The following is a 17,099-nucleotide window of genomic DNA, read 5'->3' as shown; positions in this document are numbered from 1 at the left end:
TCAGAGCGTCGCGATCGAGACTTCGGTGGACTTGACGAGGGCCACCACCTCACGGCCGACTTCAAGGCCGAGGTCTTTGACCGAACGCGTCGTGATGACCGAGGTAACCACGTCGCCGCTGCGCGTGACGACGTCGACCTCGGACACGACCGGCCCTTCGATGATTTCCTTGATCGTGCCGCGGAACTGGTTGCGGACGTTGATGGCGTTGATGCTCATGGCTGGCTCCAGACGGGATGATGTGGAGCCAGTGTGCGCAGCCCGCCAGCCGCGGGGAACGAAGCAAATCTCAGCAGCCCATGCGCGCGCCGAATATCAGCGTGGCCGGGGCTTGGGCCTGGCCGCGAGGGTCGGGCGCAGCAGGGCCTGGCAGTCCATCATGGCGCCATCGGGGCCCGGGTTGTCGATGCAGGCTTCGTAGCCAGGATTGCCGCGCTGGGCCGGCCCGGCAGCGGGCGGGTCGAAGCGCAGCGGCGTCTGCTTGTGCGTCTTGGGCGCTGCGGCCGCCAGCGGCAGCAGGCTGCCTAGGCAGATCAGCACGGCGGCGGCACGCAGCCGCGAGGTGACGTGGCCGGACATGGGCATCTCCCTGCCGGCGTCTTCGTGGGCGGGGCCAAGCCGGCAGCAGCCCTGCCAGACGAGCCTAGGCGGCCCGGTCGAAGGCAGTGGGCCGGCCTCATCAGGCTTGAGGAGGCCGCCAGCTATGCAAGTTAGGGGTCAGATGCCAGCGCCGGCTTCGAAAAGGCTGAGGCGGTTGGCGCTCAGCTTCACGCGCTGGCCACCGCGCAGGCTCAGCGCCTCGGCTTCGTCCCGTGTCAGCTCCGCCTCCAGCGGCTGGCCATCCGGGCCGATCAGCTCAACGCGCGCGCTGGCGCCGAAGGACAGCACGCGCTCCACCGTCGCGGCCAGGCCCGGAGCGCTTTCGTCCGTGGCGATCTGCAGCTCGTGCGGGCGGGCATAGGCCTGGAATTCGCCTTCACCGTGGGCGCCGGGCAGTTGGTGTTCGCCCATGTGCAGTACGCCGCCGCGGGCATGGCCGACGAAGCGGTTGACCGCGCCGAGGAAGCCGTAGACGAAGGGCGTGGCCGGGCGTTCGTAGACCTCCTGCGGCGTGCCGACCTGCTCGACGCGGCCGTGGTCCATCAGCACGATGCGGTCGGCCACTTCCAGGGCCTCGTCCTGGTCGTGGGTGACGAAGATGCTGGTGATGTGCAGCTCGTCGTGCAGGCGGCGCAGCCAGCGGCGCAGTTCCTTGCGGACCTTGGCGTCCAGCGCGCCGAAGGGTTCGTCCAGCAGCAGCACGCGGGGCTCGACGGCGAGGGCCCGGGCCAGCGCGATGCGCTGGCGCTGGCCCCCGGAGAGTTGCGGCGGGAAGCGGTCGCCCAGCCAGTCGAGCTGCACGAGTTGGAGCAGCTCGGTGACGCGCTTCTTGATTTCCGCTTCAGGCAGGCGCTGCTTCCTGGGCTTGACGCGCAGGCCGAAGGCGACGTTGTCGAACACTGTCATGTGGCGGAACAGTGCGTAGTGCTGGAACACGAAGCCCACCTGGCGCTCGCGCACATGGGTGTCGGACGCATCCTGGCCGTCCAGCAGCACGCGGCCACGGTCGGCCTGCTCCAGACCGGCAATGATGCGCAGCAGCGTGGTCTTGCCGCAGCCCGAGGGGCCGAGCAGCGCGACGAGTTCGCCGCGGGGGAAGTCCAGTGAGACGTCACCGAGGGCGGTGAAGTTGCCGAAGCTCTTGTGGATATTTTGAACCTGGATGCCCATCACGCTTCCTTGGTCGTCGACTGGCTGGCACGCCACTCGATGAATTGCTTGATCACCAGCGTCACCAGCGCGAGCAGCGCCAGCAGCGAGGCCACGGCGAATGCGGCGGCGAACTGGTATTCGTTGTAGAGGATCTCGACGTGCAGCGGCAGCGTGTTCGTGAGGCCGCGAATGTGACCGGACACGACCGACACCGCGCCGAACTCGCCCATGGCGCGGGCGTTGCACAGGATGACGCCGTAGAGCAGGCCCCACTTGATGTTGGGCAGGGTCACGCGGCGAAAGGTCTGCCAGCCGCTGGCGCCGAGCACCGTCGCCGCCTCTTCTTCGTCCCGCCCCTGAGCCTGCATCAGCGGGATCAGCTCGCGGGCGACGAAGGGGAAGGTCACGAAGACGGTCGCCAGCACGATGCCCGGCACGGCGAAGATGATCTTCACGTCGTGCGCCTGCAGCCACGGTCCGAACCAGCCCTGCGCGCCGAAGATCAGCACGTACATCAGGCCGGCCACGACGGGCGAGACCGAGAAGGGCAGGTCGATCAGCGTGATCAGCAGCTGCTTGCCGCGGAACTCGTGCTTGGCGATCAGCCAGGCTGCGCTGACGCCGAATACCAGGTTGAGCGGCACGGCGATGAAGGCGGCGGTAAGCGTCAGCTTGATGGCCGACAGCGTCTCCTCGTCGGCCAGCGACGAGAAATACAGGGCCCAGCCCTTGCGCAAGGCCTCGGTGAAGACGGCGACCAGTGGCAGCAGCAGGAAGATGCCGAAGAAGCCCAGGCCCAGCGCGAGCAGCGAGAAACGCACCCAGGGCGCCTCACGTGTGGCGGGGTTGTCCTGGTATTTGGCGCGGGCACGCGCCGGGGCGAGGTGAAGGGCGGTGCTCATTTGCGCGCTCCCCGCTGAGAGCTCCAGGCCTGCAGGCCGTTGATGACCAGCAGCAGTACGAAGCTGACGATCAGCATGACGGCCGCGATGGCCGTGGCGCCGACGTAGTCGTACTGTTCCAGCTTGGCGATGATCATCAGCGGCGTGATCTCGCTGACCATGGGGATGTTGCCGGCGATGAAGATCACAGAGCCGTATTCGCCGACGGCGCGCGCGAAGGCGAGGGCAAAGCCGGTCAGCAGCGCCGGCAGCAGCGTGGGCAGCACCACGTAGCGAAAGGTCGTCCAGCGCTGGGCACCGAGGCTTGCGGCGGCTTCTTCCAGCTCGGTCTCCATGTCTTCCAGCACCGGCTGCACCGTGCGGACGATGAAGGGCAGGCCGATGAAGATCAGCGCCAGCAGCACGCCCAGTGGCGTGAAGGCGATCTTGACGTCCCACCTGGCGAAGATCGAGCCAACCCAGCCGTTGGGCGCGTACAGCGCCGTCAGCGCGATGCCGGCCACGGCGGTGGGCAGGGCGAAGGGCAGGTCGATGAGGGCATCGACCAGTTTCTTGCCCGGGAACTCATAGCGCACGATGCACCAGGCCAGGATGAGGCCGAAGAAAAGGTTGATGAAGGCCGCGATCAGTGAGGCGCCGAAGCTGAGCTTGTAGGAAGCCATCACGCGCGGCGAGGTGGCGGCCGCCCAGAAGGCGTCGAAGCCATGGCCCGAGGACTTCAGGAAGACCGCGGCCAGCGGCACCAGCACGATCAGCGACAGGTAGAACAGCGTGAAGCCCAGCGTCGGCGCGAAGCCGGGCAGCACGCGGCGGCGTGCCGAGAGGAAGGAAGCCATCAGCGCTTGATCGAGGCCATCACCTGGTCGAACGTGCCGCCATCAGCGAAGTGCTGCTTGCTGACCTTGGCCCAGCCGCCCAGGGTCTGGTCGACCGTGAAGAGCTTGATGTTGGCGAAGCGCTGGGCGTGCTTCTTGAAGACGGCCGGGTCGCGCGGGCGGAAGTTGTTCTTCGCGATGATTTCCTGGCCTTCCGGGCTCCAGTGGAAGTCCAGGTAGGCCTTGGCCAGCGCGGCCGTGCCCTTCTTGGCGGCCACCTTGTCGACGATGGCCACGGGCGCATCGGTCTCGATGGAGATGCTGGGGTTGACCTGCTCGAACTGACCCTTGCCGAACTCGTTCTCGATCAGCTCCACCTCGGCCTCGAAGGTGACGAGCACATCGCCGATGCCGCGCTGCGTGAAGGTGGTGGTGGCGCCACGGCCGCCGCCGTCCAACACGGGCACATTGGTCAGCACCTTGGTGACCAGCTCCTTGGCCTGTGCCTCGCTGCCGCCGGTGGCAATGACGCTGCCCCACAGGGCCAGGTAGCTGTAGCGGCCGTTGCCCGTCACCTTGGGGTTGGGGATGATGACCTGGACACCGGGGCGGGCCAGGTCGCTCCAGTCCTTGATGCCCTTGGGGTTGCCCTTGCGCACGAGGAAGGTCATGGTGGACGAATAAGGCGCCGCGCCGTTCGGGAAGCGGCTGCGCCAGTCGGCCGGCGTGAGGCCGGCGCTGGCGAGCTGATCAACGTCGGTGGCCTGGTTCATCGTGACGACGTCGGCCTCCAGGCCGCCGATGACGGCGCCGATCTGCTTGCTGGAGCCGCCGTGGCTCTGGTTGACGACGACGGTCTGGCCCTTGGTCTTCTGTGCGGCGATGAAGGCGGGGTTGATCTGCTTGTACAGCTCGCGGGCCACGTCGTAGGAGACGTTCAGCAGCGTGGCGTCGGCGGCCATGGCCGGCAGGGCGGCAGTGGAGGCGATCAGCGCAAGAACGGTACGGCGGTTGGGCAGGAAGAAGGGCATGGCAGGGTCGTCGGGTGAACGAAAGCCGAGAGGGTGCCCAAACTCCCTTATTCGAGGAAGGACAGTTTTCTTATTTCCTTATGCGAATCCCGCCGTCAGGCCCGCACGGCCAGCATGACGGCATATGCCTTGAAGCAGGCTGTGGCCGGCTGGCCGACGGCCAGGCCCAGGCCGTCCACGGCGTCATTGGTGACACTCGCGGTGACGGTGGTGCCGCCGGGCAACGTCAGGCCGATGAGTGACGACACCGCGCCGCGTTCGACGCGGGCGATGGTGCCGGCGAGCTGGTTGCGGGCCGAGAGGCGGTAGCCGGCGAAGTCGGCCACGAGCACGATCTCGGAGGCCTTGACCAGGGCCAGCGCGTCCTGGCCCACGGCGACGCCCAGCTCATCCGCGGCCGGCGTGGTCAGTGAGATGCTGATGTCGGGGTCGCCGCCCGCCAGCGCCATGCGCACCAGGGTCGTGGACGGGCCGGGCTGCACCGCCTTGACGGTGCCGGTGAACTGGTTGCGAGCGGTGGTCTTCATGGCCATCCTCTTCAGAAGGGCGTCGAGCGCGGGTTGGGTGGCGAGCCAGGTGGCCTGTTTGCGCAGGAAATCGCTGTGGCGGGCTTGCAGCGTGCGCCAGGCGGCGAGCAAGGCCTGGCCCTCGGGCGTGAGGTGGGAGCCGCCGCCGCCGTTGCCGCCGGTGGCGCGTTCCAGCAGCGGCGCGTGGGCGAGGGCCTGGGCTGCGTCCAGCACCAGCCACGCGCCCTTGTAGCTGTAGCCGGCCACGCGGGCAGCCTTCTGCAGCGAGCCGGTCAGTGCCAGCGCGGCGAGCAGGTCGAAGAAGCGGCCGTCCAGCCGGCCGGCCAGGCGCAGCTCGCCTTGCAGCAGGGGGTGATCGGCGAGACTCAAATCGGCTGCTCCTGCGTCGCGCGCAGGTCTTGGTCGCTGGCCAGCAGGCGGCGCTGCACGCCGCCTCCATCCAGCACGAAGACCTCGTCGGCCAGTGCGAGCACGTCGTCGGGGTCGTGGCTGACGATGACGGCCGGGATGCCCAGGCGCTGGCGCAGCGCGCGCAATTCCTCGCGCAGCTGGCGGCGCAGCGTCGTGTGCAGCGCGGCGAAGGGCTCGTCTAGCAGCAGCACGCGCGGGTTGCAGGCCAGGGCCCTCGCCAGTGCCACGCGCTGTTGCTGGCCGCCGGATAGCGTGGCCGGGCGGCTGCGCGCCAGCGCCGCGAGGCCGAAGGCCTCGATGAGCTCGTCCACCCGCGCCGCGTCCGCCGCCGCGAGCCGGCGCCGCCAGCTGGTCAGGCCGAAGGCGATGTTGTCGCGGACGCTGAGGTGAGGGAAGAGGGCGTAGTGCTGGAAGAGATAGCCCACGCCGCGCTGCTCGGGCGGCAGGTCGATGCCGGCGGCCGTGTCCAGCAGTGTGCGGCCGTCGAGCTTCACGTGGCCGGAGCGCACGGCCAGCAGGCCGGCCATGGCCTGCAGCGTCAGCGACTTGCCGGCGCCCGACGGGCCGTAGAGGGCGACGAACGGTGCGTCGGTGGCAAAGCCGATGTCGAGGTCGAAGCGGCGGCGTCCGTCGTTGACCGAGAGCTGGAGGCGGACGTCGATCAAGGTTTGACGAAGCCGTGCTTGGCGAGGATGGCCTGCGCCTCGGCGCCGGCGAGGAAGTTGACGAACTCCCGCGCCAGCGCTGCCTGCCTGCTGTCCGCCACCACGGCGACGGGGTAGGTGATGGGCGCATGGCCGCCTACCGTCATCGCGATGCGCACCTTGTCCCGGGCGATCTCGGCATCGGTGCGATAGACGAAGCCCGCCTCCACCTCGCCGCGCGAGACGTAGTCCAGCACTTGGCGCACGTTGTCGGCGAATACGAGTCTGGGGCTCAGCGCGGACCAGAGCCGGGCCGTGCCGAGCGCCTGCTGCGTGTAGCGGCCCACGGGCACGGAGGCGACCTTGCCGATGGCGATGCGTTTCACGCCGGGCGCCGTCAAGTCGCCCAGGGCCATGACCGTGCCCGCGGGCGGCGTGACAAGCACCAGGGCATTGGCCGCGAAGTCGTGCCGCGTATCGGCAGCGATCAGCTTCTGCTCGGCGCCGCGGTTCATCGTCTCCTGGTCGGCGCTTGCGAACACGTCCACCGGCGCGCCCTGGGCGATCTGCTGCAGCAGCACGCCCGAGGCGGCGAAGTTGAAGCGCAGCGTGGTGCCGGGGCGGACGGCTTCGAAGCGCGGGGCCATCTCCTTGAAGGCGTCGGTCAGGCTGGCGGCGGCGGACACGGTGAGCTGCTGCGCCGAGGCGAGCAGCGGCAGGGCGGCGAGCAGGACGAGCAGGCAGCGATTCATGGCGAGGGGCGTTGCAGATAGCGGTTGGACAGCACGAGCACGGTGACCGAGACGGCCGAAACGATGACGGCGAGCATGAGGGCCAGGTCGTCGCGGCCGGCCTGCACCGCGTCGTAGATCGCCATGGAGGCGGTCTGCGTCTGGCCGGGAATGGAGCCGGCCACCATCAGCGAGGCGCCGAACTCGCCCATGGCACGGGCGAAGGCCAGCAGCGTGCCGGCCAGGATGCCGGGCCAGGCCAGCGGCAGCGTCACGCGCAGGAAGGTGCTCCAGCGCGACTGGCGCAGTGTGCGGGCGGCGGCCTCCAGGCTTCGATCCACCTGGGCGAAGGCGCTGCTGGCGCCCTTGAGCACCAGGGGCAGAGCGACCAGCGTGGAGGCGATGACGGCGCCATGCCAGTTGAAGATGACCGTGTAGTCGAAGTGATCGCGCAGCCAGGATCCGAGGGCGCTGCGCCGGCCCATCAGCACGAGGATGCCGTAGCCCAGCACCGTGGGCGGCAGTACCAGCGGCAGCATGCAGACGGCCTCCAGCAGGCCGCGGCCGGGCAGCCGCGTGCGGGCGAACATCCAGCCCAGCGCGATGCCCAGCACGAGCGCCAGCAGCGTTGCCACGACGGCCACGCGCAGCGTCAGCACCAGCGGAGCGGCATCGAACTGGGTCCAGAGATCGGTAGGCATGTTGTCGTAATGTACTCAACTACATCACGATGGACCTGCGCCTTCGGGGAAAAGGCCCCGGGGCTATGCTGGCCGGCACGCCACCATGGACTTGCTGACCGACCTCTTCTCGCGCCACGGCCTCGTCGCCGTGGCTCTGGCCGTGCTGCTGGAGCAGCTCGGCGCGCCGCTGCCGTCCACGCCGGTGCTGCTGCTGGCGGGCGTGGAATCGGCCCTGCGCGAAGGCTTTGCGCTGCGCTCCTTCCTCGCCGCGACGCTGGCCGCGATGGCCGCCAACGGCCTGTGGTTCTGGGCCGGCCGTCGCCTGGGCCGGCGCGTGCTGGCAGCGCTGTGCGTCATCTCCATCTCGCCGGACAGCTGCGTGCGCCAGAACGAGGCCAGCTTCGCCCGCCGTGGCGTGCTGACGCTGGTGATCGCCAAGTTCGTGCCGGGCCTTTCCATCCTCGCGCCGCCGCTGGCCGGTGCCCTGGGCATGTCGGCGCGGCGCTTCCTTGGCTGGAACCTGCTGGGCTCGGCGCTCTGGGCCGGGGCAGCCATCGCCGCCGGCCGCGCCTTCCATGAGCAGATCGACGCCTTGCTGCGCGCCCTCAGCAGCCTGGGCAGTGCCGCCGTGCTGCTGGCGCTGGCGGCCGTCGCAGCCTATCTTGCCTGGCGGCTGTGGCGGCGCGCCGTGGTGCGCCGCGAGCTGATCCGTTTCGAACGGGTAGGGCCCGATGAGGTGGCGCTGTGGCTGAAGCAGGGGCGCGACCTCGTCCTCGTCGATGTGCGCGCGATGCCGCCGGGAATGCCGCTGGCGAGCCGCATTCCCGGCTCCCGGCATCTGGATCTCGGCGCGCTGGGCGCACCGGGTGGCGCCGCCCTGACTGGCTGGCCACAGGACGGCGAGTTCATCACCTTCTGCGCCTGCCCCAACGACGCCTCGGCGGTGCGGGCCGCGCAATGGCTGAAGCAGCAGGGCCGGCAGGCCCGGGTGCTGCGCGGCGGCATCGAGGCCTGGACCGAGGCCGGCCTGGCGCTGGAAGCGGGCTGAATGCCCGCTTCTAGGGCGGCACGCGGTCGAACCAGGGCTGTGCGGTTTCCAGCTCGGCGGCCAGCTGCAGCAGCAAGCCGTCCTGGCCTGGCGCGGCATTGAAGTGCACGCCCAGGGGCAGGTCATCGGCCGTCCAGTGCAAGGGCAGCGAGAGGGCGGGCGTGCCGGTCAGGTTGGCGAGCTGGGTGAACGGCACATGGCGCAGGCTGTCGGTTGCCATCTGCCGCACGACACCGTCCAGCAGGCCGGCACGCTTGAGCAGGCTCAGCAGGCCCGAGGCCCGCAGGGCGCCGAGCACGGCGATCTGCAGCGCCGGCGGGTCGCCCGTGCCGTGCAGCACGGGCGGCGAGGCCAGCGTTGGCGTCAGGTAGACGTCGTAGCGCGCGTGCAGCGCTGCGAGGCTGCGGGCGTAGTCGTTCCAGCGCAGCAGTTCCAGCGTCAGCGTCTCGGCGCTGGTGGCGCGGCCCAGCGTGGCGATGAGGCGGGTCAGCGGCTCGAAGTCTCCCTCGCGGCCGCCCTGGGCCACGGCTTGCCGCAGGGCCGCCGGCACCTGGCCGAAGTAGAGGTGCAGATAGCTGTTGGCCAGCGCGCGGCCGTCGAGATCGGGCTTGGCCGGCTCCACGATATGGCCGAGGCTTTTCAGCAGCGCAACGCTGCGCTCGACAGCGAGACGCGCCTCGTCGTGCACGGGTTCGCCGATGGGCGAGTCCGCGCACCAGGCAATGCGCAGCCGGCGCAGCGGCAGCCGCATCTGCTCGACGAACGGCGTGGCCGGTGCGGGCAGGGCGACCGGGTCGCCAGGCTCGGGGCCGCTGAGGATGTCCAGTGCCAGGGCCGTGTCGCGCACGCTGCGCGAGATGACGCCCTCGCTGCAGGCGCCGAACCAGACCTCGCCGGCGCCGGGGCCGACCGAGACGCGCCCCCGCGACGGCTTGAGTCCGACCAGGCCGCAGCAGGCGGCCGGGATGCGGAGGGAACCACCGCCGTCATTGCCCGCGGCCATGGGCACGACACCCGCCGCGACGGCCGCTGCCGAGCCGCCGCTGCTGCCGCCCGGCGTGCGGCGCGTGTCCCAAGGGTTGCTGCTGCGGCCGAAGGCCAGCGGGTCGGTGACACCCTTCAGCCCCAGCTCGGGCGCGTTGGTCTTGCCGAAGACGACGAGGCCGGCATTCAGCAGACGCCGCACGACATGGGCGTGCTCGCGCGGCGGCGGCAGTGCGGCCAGCGCCCGGCTGCCCCAGCTCGTTGGCACACCGGCGTAGTCCTCCGCCACGTCCTTGATGAGGCAGGGCACGCCGGGCAGCGGGCCGCTGCCCATGCCGCGCGCGAGTTGGGCGCGGGCCTCGGCCTCCATCGGCCGGCAGACCGGATTGAGTCGGGGCTGCACTTCGGCCAGCCTGGCCAGGGCCAGATCGAGCAGACTTGCGGCGCTGACCCGGCCTGCCGCCACCTCGGCGGCCAGGGAAGTGGCATCGTGGCGGCGGTAGGTGACGAAGTCCATGAGGGCGCTTGCAGACATGTGCCTGCATTTTGGCTGCACCCCGAAGGGCTTGCCGCAACGCCGGTGCACAGGCGGGTTGCTACAAGCAGAGGTGCTTGGCGGCGTTTTGACTGCGCCGGCGCGCGAGGCTCACGCTGGCGCGGTCGGTGATTCCCTGGGGCAGCAGGAAATCACATGAACAAATGTTCACCCGCGTTCTCGCCGCCGAGGATCACGTAGTTCACCTTTTTCAGATCCGTCAGCTGCGTGCCCCCGGCGTACGAGATCGAGCTTTGCAGGTCTTCCTGCATCTCGCGCAGCGTGTCGGCCAGACGCCCCTTCACCGGCTCGAGGATGCGCTTGCCCTCCACGTGGCGGTACTCGCCCTTGTTGAAGTCGCTGGCCGAGCCGTAGTACTCCTTGTAGAGCTTGCCGTCGACCTCGACGGTCTGGCCCGGCGAGTCCTCGTGGCCGGCGAACAGGGAGCCGATCATCACCATCGAGGCGCCGAAACGCACGCTCTTGGCGATGTCGCCATGGTGGCGGATGCCGCCGTCGGCGACGATGGGCTTGGTGGCGACGCGCGAGCACCACTTCAGCGCCGAGAGCTGCCAGCCGCCGGTGCCGAAGCCCGTCTTGAGCCGCGTGATGCAGACCTTGCCGGGGCCCACGCCCACCTTGGTTGCGTCCGCGCCCCAGTTCTCCAGGTCGATGACGCCCTCGGGCGTGCCGACGTTGCCAGCGATGACGAAGGTGGCGGGCAGCTTGCGCTTGATGTGGGCGATCATGCGCTGCACGCTCTCGGCATGGCCGTGGGCGATGTCGATGGTCAGGTAGTCGGCGCCGACGCCCTCGGCGGCGAGCTTGTCGACCAGTTCGTAATCGGCCGGCTTGACGCCGACGCTGAGCGACACGAGCAGGCCCTTGTCGCGCATGCCCTTGGCATAGGCCAGGCTGTCGAGGTCGAAGCGGTGCATCACGTAGAAGAAGCCCTCGCGGGCCAGCATCTCGGTGATGGGCTCGTCCACCACGGTCTTCATGTTGGCGGGCACCACCGGCAGGCGGAAGCGGTGCGGCCCGAACTGCACGGAGGTGTCGCAGTCGGAGCGGCTCTCCACGCGGCATTTGCGCGGCAGCAGCAGGATGTTGTCGTAGTCGAAGATTTCCATGTCAGTGGTGTTCACAGTTGCGGCGCGCGTTAGGCAGTGCGCGACCTGGGCTGCGAGCGCTTGACTTGCTTCGGCAAGAGGGCGGGCGCCCTCGACGGCCGTGGAGGCCGTCGCGTCGCGCCTTGACTTCGCTTGCGAGGTCAAGGCGCGACGCGCCGGGCCGAAGACAAAATTTGGGCCCGGTGATTGATTCTACGCAGGCCTTGTTGGCATCGAGGCCAGCGCATAGTGCACGGCCAGGCCGCGGGCCAGGGCGGCCCGGACCATGGCCTCGGCGCCGGCCGAGGCGCCACCGATGCGCAGCAGCAGCTCGCAGCGCTCCAGCAGGGCCTGGGCATGGGGGTGGAAGAAGCGGTCCCAGACCGCGTCGCCGCGCTGTCCGCCGGCGGCCTCGATCAGCGGCAGCGTGACCCATTCGCCCAGGATGGGCACATGGCCCAGGGCAGCGACCTGCACGGCGGCGTCCTGCATGGCCTGCACGTTCGCCGCGATCAGGTCCTCGCGGTCGCCCGTGCCGCTGCGGTAGGGGCCGGCAATGAAGACCAGCAGCGGCCCTGGCCGCGGTGTCGTGCCAAAGACATGCTGCGCGGCCCAGCGCAGCAACATGATCGTCTTGGCATCGACGATCTCGCCGGCCTCGACTTGGCGCATGGCTTCGTCGAACCCGATCTCGAAGCGGGCGATGTCCTCGCCCTCGTCGACCAGGCCGCCGCCCTCGCCGAACAGGTCGTCGTCCTCGTACTCGGCGGCAAAGAAGTGCAGCTTTTCGGTGACGGAGCCGGGGCTCATGTAGGCCTCGAACAGCGGCTGCACCTCGCGCAGCCTCACGCCGGCCTCCTGTTCGGCCTCGGCGCGGATGCAGCTGACCGGGTCGGCCTCGTCCAGCAGCCCGGCCACCGCCTCCACCATCAGGCGCTGCCAGCCGTTCACGAAGACGGGATAGCGGAACTGCCGCGTCAGCAGCACGCGGCGCCGCGCACGCTGGTAGAGCAGGATGCAGGCGCCGTTGCCCCGGTCATAGGTCTCGCGGTCCTGGGTCTGCCACCGGCCGTCGCTGCGCAGGAAGTCGAAGCGCGTGGTCTTCAGCGTGTACCAGTTGTCGGACAGCAGCGTCTCCCGGCGCACCCGCACGCGTTCGGCGAGGGGCAGATCGGCGATGCCTGAATGTGTCGATATTTGCATGATGATTCCTGTATTGAAAATAAAGCATGCACAATCTCGCAAAACCATGCAAGCCCGCAGATGCTGACCGAGCAACGCCACCTCGCCATCCTGGAAGAACTGCAGCGCGCCGGCCGTGTGCTGGCCCGCGAACTGGCCGAACGCCTGCGGGTGTCGGAGGACACCATCCGCCGCGACCTGCGCGAGCTGTCCGCCCGCGGCGCCTTGCAGCGCGTGCACGGCGGCGCGCTGCCGGTGTCCCCGGCCCTGGCCAACCTGGCGCGGCGCAGCGTCATCGCGGTGGACGAGAAGCAGGCGCTGGGCCGCCACGCCGCCTCGCTGATTGCCGACGGCCAACTGGTCTTCGTCGACGGTGGCACCAGCACGCTGGCCATGGTCCGGCAGCTGCCGGCCACGCTGCGCGCGACGGTGGCCACGCACAGCCCCGTCGTCGCGGCTGCGCTGATCGAGCACCCCTGCGTCGAGGTGCTGATGCTGGGCGGGCGGCTCTTCAAGCACTCCGGCGTGGCCGTCGGCGCGGGCGTGGCCCAGGCCATCCAGGCACTGCGGGCGGACTGCTATTTCCTCGGCGTGACCGGCGTGGAAGCGGGCTTCGGCCTGTCCACCGGCGATGCCGAGGAGGCTCAGGTCAAGGCCCTGCTGATGGCCGGCGCGGCCGAGACCGTGCTGATGGCCAGCAGCGACAAGCTCGGCAAGGTTTCTCCCTACCGCGTCGCGCCGCTGTCGGCCTTGGGCACGCTGCTGGTCACGCCGCAGGCAGACGCGGCCCAGGTGGAGGCGTTGCGCCGACCGGGCCTGGAGATCGTGACCGTCAGTGCTTGAAGAAGCGGCGGTGGATGCGCCGCGTCGTCTGCCACACGGCCAGCAGCACGAGTGGAATGGCCGCCCCCGCTGCCAGCTCCGGCTGCACCGGCAGCCAGCCCTCGGCCTTCAGCGCCTTGAAGAAGTAGAGCAGCAGGCTGACGACGTAGTAGGTGATGGCTGCGATGGACAGGCCCTCCACCGTGGCCTGCATGCGCAGCTGGGTGCGCTGGCCGCTGTTGAGCTGGGCCAGCAGCTGCTGGTTCTGTGCCTCGGTGGCGATGTCCACCCGTGTGCGCAGCAGGGCGCTGGCGCGTGAGATGCGCTGCGACAGCCCCGCCAGACGCTGCGCCGTCGCGTTAACGGTGGCCATGGCGGGCGAGAGGCGCCGCTGCATGAACTCGCCCAGCGACTGCGTGCCGGCCACCTTGCCTTCGTGCAGCTCCTCGATGCGGGCTTCGACGATGGCGTGATAGGCCTGCGTCGCGCCGAAGCGGTACTGGTGCTCGGCCGTCGCGTGCTCGATGCGGGCGGCGGTCGAGATCAGGTCGTCCAGCAGCTCGGCTTCCGAGGCGCCGCGCCGCTCCAGCCGGGCGGTGATGCTGGCCAGCGTCGCCTCGACCTCGGCCAGGGTGCCGCCCAGCGACTTCGCCGCCGGCAGGCCGCGCAGGGCCATCAACCGGTAGGTCTCCAGCTCCAGCAGGCGCTGGCAGATGCGGCCGGCGCGGGTCTCGGGCGTGCCGGGCTCGGCCAGCACGAGGATGTGCTCGAAGCCGCTGGCGCGCAGGCAGAAGTCGGTGACGACCAGCGAATGGCCGCCCATCGTCGACGCGACGACGGCATGGGCGCCGAACCAGGCGCGGGCCTCCGCCAGTGCGCTTGGCGCGAAGGTCAGCGGCCGCTCGATCATGACCAGCTTGATGGCTGCGAAGGTGCGCCCCGGGATGCGGGCCAGCCAGTCGGGTGCGACGCGCAGCGCCAGGCCGTCCAGCGTCTGGGCGCCGGGCTCGGCGTCGGCGGGCAGCGGCTGGATGACGGCATAGCGCGTGAACTCGGCATGGCGTTCCCACTTCAGCGAGAACTCGCCGCAGCGCAGGCGCAGGAAGTTGGCGTTCAGCGCCTCCTCGACCAGCTCATGCTGGCCGGGTAGCCGGCGCAGATGCGCATGCTCGTCGGCCCGGCTGATGCCGTCGTTGAGCACGGCCACATGCACGATGACGGCTGGCAGGCGGATGCGCGCTGGCGGGCGGGCATGCACCTCGTTGTGCAGGGCCAGGCGCAGGGCGTCGTCGGGGGGAAGGAGGCTGTCTTCGTGCATGGCTGAGTCCACGGCTCCAGACTAGTGCCTAGAGGATGCACCAGCCTGGCTCGATAAACTTTCAGGCTTCGTACATCAGCAGGGCGTCCTCCTCATGCAAGCATCATTCCCGGCCGTCGTCATCTCCGGCACCGGCCTGTACCGCCCGCCCCACGTCATCACCAATGCCGAGCTCGTCGAGGCCTTCAACGCCTATGCCGACCGCCAGAACGAGATCCACGCCGGCGCTATTGCCGCCGGCGAGCGCCAGCCGCTGACGCATTCCAGCGTCGAGTTCATCGAGAAGGCCTCGGGCATCAAGCAGCGTTACGTCATCGAGAAGGACGGCGTGCTGGACCCGGCCCGCATGTATCCGCGCTTCGCGCCGCGCGCCGACGGCGAGCTGTCGCTGATGGCCGAGATCGCCGTCGACGCCGCGCAGAAGGCGCTCGCTGCCGCCGGCAAGACGGGCGCCGACGTGGACGCCGTGCTCTGCTCCAGCGCCAACATGCAGCGCGCCTACCCGGCTATGGCGGTCGAGATCCAGCAGGCGCTGGGCGCCGGCGGCTACGGCTTCGACATGAACGTGGCCTGCTCCTCGGCCACCTTCGCGCTGGAGCAGGCCTTCAACGCGGTGCGCACGGGGGCGAGCAAATGCGTGCTGGTGGTCAACCCCGAGATCACCTCAGCCCACCTGGAATGGCGCGACCGCGACTGCCACTTCATCTTCGGCGACGTCTGCACGGCGCTCGTCGTCGAGCGCGCCGACACGGCCACGGGTGCCGACGCCTGGGAGATCCTCGGCACCCAGCTCGCCACGCAGTTCAGCAGCAACATCCGCAACAACTTCGGCTTCATGAACCGCGCCGAAGACCGTGATCCCGACGCCCGCGACCTGACCTTCTACCAGGAGGGCCGCAAGGTCTTCAAGGAAGTGGTGCCCATGGCCGCCGCCCACATCGAGGCGCATCTGGCCAAGCTGGGCCTGGAGCCGACGCAGCTGCGCCGCTTCTGGCTGCACCAGGCCAACCAGGGCATGAACCAGCTCGTCATCAAGAAGTTGGTGGGTGGCGAGGCGGGCAGCGAGGTGGCGCCGCTGATCCTGGACGAGTACGCCAACACGGCGTCGGCCGGCTCCATCATCGCCTTCCATCACCACCGCGCCGACCTGAAGGCCGGCGACACCGGTGTCATCTGCTCCTTCGGCGCCGGCTACTCCATCGGCAGCGTCGTCGTGAAGAAGCGCTGATCAGAAGCGCAGCGACAGGCCGACCGTCCACGCCCAGTCGGGTGTGTTGCGGGTCAGGCCGCGGAAGACGGCGCTGTCGAGCTGGGCATCGTTCGTCAGCTGCCAGGCCAGGCCCGTGCCGGCCGTGACGACATTGCCGCCGTTGCGGCGGGACGCGAGCTGCTGGCCGGCGATCTCGACGAAGCCGTGCAGCTTCTCGCCCAGCGGGATGCCGAGGCTGGCCGACAGCAGGCCGGCCGTGTAGCGCTGATCGGCGTCGTTGCGGTCGACGAAGGCGCCGGCCATCGTGCCGAGCGACCAGCCATCCGGCAGCTGCCATTGGGTCAGCAGGCTCAGTGCCGGCCGCAGACCCCGGCCCTTGAAATCGCCGCTGCCCGTGGGCGTGCGCACCTCGAACAGCCAGCCCATGCCGGGCTTGCCCTCGTCGCCGTCCTGCAACTGCCACTTGAAGCCGACGGCGAGATCGCCGCGGCCGCTGGCATCCGGGTTGCGCTGGCGCAGCGCGCCGTCCGTCTCGAGCCGCAGCTCCAGGTCATGGCCCACGCCCAGGCGCAGCAGCGTCGGCGTCGAACGCAGCCGTGTCGAGCCGTCGCGCTGCCACGCGCCGCTGGTTTCGATCTGGAAGCGGCTGGCGGCCATCACGTCGGGCCCGTTGGTGAAGTCGGGCCGGTCGGGCGAGATCGCGTCGTCGGCTTCGGCGGCGACGCAGCTGCCGAGCAGCGCGGCGAGGATCAGGGCTTTCATGGCGCGGTGGCGGGGCATCGTCGGCAATGTAGGGTGCTTGTGGGCGGGCCGCATCCGCTATCGTGGGGCGGTCGCATGTCTGCAGAATCAACCCAGGGAGTGTCTCCATGTCTTTCCTTGTTGGCCGGGTGGTGGCTTGCTGTGTGCTTTCGGTGGCCAGTCAGGCCGGTTTCGGCCAGGAGCCGCCGCGCAAGCAGTTCGAGCTGCGGGTGCAAGAGGTGGGCTCGCACATCGCGGGCACGGCTGGCCGTGCGGATGGCCTGCCGCTGAACCGGCGTTATGCCGAACTCGACGCCAGCGAGAAAGCGCTGGTGAGGGCCAACTACGAAGGCATGCCGGCCGGCGACGAGCCACCCTTTCCCGAACAGGGGCTGCTGCCCGTCTTCAGGGCCGTCCAGACCGGCGGCGACAAGCTGCCCGCGCTGGGCGATCTCACGCTGCTGGCCGACGTGGACAGCACGGGGCGGGTCCGGCATGTCGACACTTTCGGCAAGGTCGATGCCGGTTTTGCGCGCTTCGTGGCCCAGGTGCTGGCGGCCACGCCCTTCAAGCCCGGTCGGTGCGCCGGGACGCCCTGCAATATGCAGTACGTGCTGAGGATCCAGATCGCCAAGCTCTGAGCCCGCGGCCCAT

Annotated in this window: 18 protein-coding genes and 1 pseudogene; 4 read left to right on the top strand and 15 right to left on the bottom strand. The window is 69.6% G+C overall.

Features of this window, described 5'->3' with window-relative positions; genetic code table 11:
• The 10 genes from AC07VX_RS21675 to modB all read right to left on the bottom strand — a co-directional run bounded on the left by AC07VX_RS21675 (window position 1) and on the right by modB (window position 7,514).
• A complete protein-coding gene (locus AC07VX_RS21675) occupies window positions 1–219 on the bottom strand; it encodes a TOBE domain-containing protein (protein ID WP_493167116.1) in 219 nt (72 codons plus the stop codon).
• A 96-nt stretch (window positions 220–315) separates the two neighbouring features.
• Window positions 316–579, bottom strand: a complete 264-nt coding sequence (locus AC07VX_RS21670; protein WP_493167115.1) for a hypothetical protein — start codon at window positions 577–579, stop codon at window positions 316–318.
• 138 nt (window positions 580–717) lie between these two features.
• On the bottom strand, window positions 718–1,770 hold the full coding sequence (locus tag AC07VX_RS21665) for a sulfate/molybdate ABC transporter ATP-binding protein (protein ID WP_493167114.1): 1,053 nt from the start codon (window positions 1,768–1,770) through the stop codon (window positions 718–720).
• A complete protein-coding gene (cysW, locus tag AC07VX_RS21660) occupies window positions 1,770–2,654 on the bottom strand; it encodes a sulfate ABC transporter permease subunit CysW (protein WP_493167113.1) in 885 nt (294 codons plus the stop codon). Before cysW ends, AC07VX_RS21665 begins: the two co-directional genes overlap by 1 nt.
• Window positions 2,651–3,490, bottom strand: coding sequence for a sulfate ABC transporter permease subunit CysT (gene cysT / locus AC07VX_RS21655; protein WP_493167112.1), 840 nt, complete (start codon window positions 3,488–3,490; stop codon window positions 2,651–2,653). The genes cysW and cysT overlap by 4 nt, the downstream gene beginning before the upstream one ends.
• On the bottom strand, window positions 3,490–4,500 hold the full coding sequence (locus AC07VX_RS21650) for a sulfate ABC transporter substrate-binding protein (RefSeq protein ID WP_493167111.1): 1,011 nt from the start codon (window positions 4,498–4,500) through the stop codon (window positions 3,490–3,492). The genes cysT and AC07VX_RS21650 overlap by 1 nt, the downstream gene beginning before the upstream one ends.
• 95 nt (window positions 4,501–4,595) lie before the next feature.
• On the bottom strand, window positions 4,596–5,396 hold the full coding sequence (locus AC07VX_RS21645) for a TOBE domain-containing protein (RefSeq protein WP_493167110.1): 801 nt from the start codon (window positions 5,394–5,396) through the stop codon (window positions 4,596–4,598).
• Complete coding sequence (locus tag AC07VX_RS21640; RefSeq protein WP_493167109.1) at window positions 5,393–6,103, bottom strand: ABC transporter ATP-binding protein; 711 nt, start codon at window positions 6,101–6,103, stop codon at window positions 5,393–5,395. The genes AC07VX_RS21645 and AC07VX_RS21640 overlap by 4 nt, the downstream gene beginning before the upstream one ends.
• Window positions 6,100–6,834: a molybdate ABC transporter substrate-binding protein gene (gene modA, locus AC07VX_RS21635; protein WP_493167108.1), complete on the bottom strand. Its 735-nt coding sequence runs from the start codon at window positions 6,832–6,834 to the stop codon at window positions 6,100–6,102. Before modA ends, AC07VX_RS21640 begins: the two co-directional genes overlap by 4 nt.
• Window positions 6,831–7,514 (bottom strand): molybdate ABC transporter permease subunit, encoded by a 684-nt coding sequence (gene modB / locus AC07VX_RS21630; RefSeq protein ID WP_493167107.1) that lies wholly within the window; start codon window positions 7,512–7,514, stop codon window positions 6,831–6,833. Before modB ends, modA begins: the two co-directional genes overlap by 4 nt.
• Before the next feature lie 85 nt (window positions 7,515–7,599).
• Between modB and AC07VX_RS21625 the strand changes: the two genes are divergently transcribed.
• Window positions 7,600–8,544: a VTT domain-containing protein gene (locus AC07VX_RS21625; RefSeq protein WP_493167106.1), complete on the top strand. Its 945-nt coding sequence runs from the start codon at window positions 7,600–7,602 to the stop codon at window positions 8,542–8,544.
• A gap of 10 nt (window positions 8,545–8,554) precedes the next feature.
• On the opposite strand, the gene AC07VX_RS21620 is transcribed toward AC07VX_RS21625, so the two are convergent.
• The 3 genes and pseudogenes from AC07VX_RS21620 to AC07VX_RS21610 all read right to left on the bottom strand — a co-directional run.
• On the bottom strand, window positions 8,555–10,063 hold the full coding sequence (locus tag AC07VX_RS21620; RefSeq protein WP_493167105.1) for an amidase: 1,509 nt from the start codon (window positions 10,061–10,063) through the stop codon (window positions 8,555–8,557).
• Between the two features lie 152 nt (window positions 10,064–10,215).
• Window positions 10,216–11,193, bottom strand: coding sequence for a GMP reductase (locus AC07VX_RS21615; protein WP_493167104.1), 978 nt, complete (start codon window positions 11,191–11,193; stop codon window positions 10,216–10,218).
• 579 nt (window positions 11,194–11,772) lie between these two features.
• Window positions 11,773–12,375: pseudogene (locus AC07VX_RS21610) on the bottom strand (NUDIX domain-containing protein); the annotation flags it as partial.
• Window positions 12,376–12,435: 60 nt separating this feature from the next.
• Here AC07VX_RS21610 and AC07VX_RS21605 point away from each other — a divergent pair.
• The gene (locus AC07VX_RS21605) at window positions 12,436–13,197 is read left to right on the top strand and encodes a DeoR/GlpR family DNA-binding transcription regulator (protein ID WP_493167448.1); all 762 of its coding nucleotides are present in this window, start codon (window positions 12,436–12,438) and stop codon (window positions 13,195–13,197) included.
• Here the strand turns inward: AC07VX_RS21605 and AC07VX_RS21600 are convergent.
• Window positions 13,187–14,494, bottom strand: a complete 1,308-nt coding sequence (locus AC07VX_RS21600; RefSeq protein ID WP_493167450.1) for a DUF3422 family protein — start codon at window positions 14,492–14,494, stop codon at window positions 13,187–13,189. The genes AC07VX_RS21605 and AC07VX_RS21600 overlap by 11 nt on opposite strands.
• Before the next feature lie 94 nt (window positions 14,495–14,588).
• Here AC07VX_RS21600 and AC07VX_RS21595 point away from each other — a divergent pair, with 94 nt between their 5' ends.
• Window positions 14,589–15,722 (top strand): beta-ketoacyl-ACP synthase III, encoded by a 1,134-nt coding sequence (locus tag AC07VX_RS21595; RefSeq protein ID WP_493167451.1) that lies wholly within the window; start codon window positions 14,589–14,591, stop codon window positions 15,720–15,722.
• Here AC07VX_RS21595 and AC07VX_RS21590 read toward each other — a convergent pair whose 3' ends face one another.
• A complete protein-coding gene (locus AC07VX_RS21590) occupies window positions 15,723–16,466 on the bottom strand; it encodes a transporter (RefSeq protein WP_493183951.1) in 744 nt (247 codons plus the stop codon).
• Window positions 16,467–16,573: 107 nt separating this feature from the next.
• On the opposite strand from AC07VX_RS21590, the gene AC07VX_RS21585 reads away from it, so the two are divergent.
• Window positions 16,574–17,086, top strand: coding sequence for a hypothetical protein (locus tag AC07VX_RS21585; protein WP_493167453.1), 513 nt, complete (start codon window positions 16,574–16,576; stop codon window positions 17,084–17,086).
• Window positions 17,087–17,099: the final 13 nt, after the last annotated feature.

It is taken from the genome of Roseateles sp. GW821-FHT03B02, from assembly GCF_059421025.1.
This window is presented reverse-complemented; position numbering and strand designations above follow the sequence as displayed.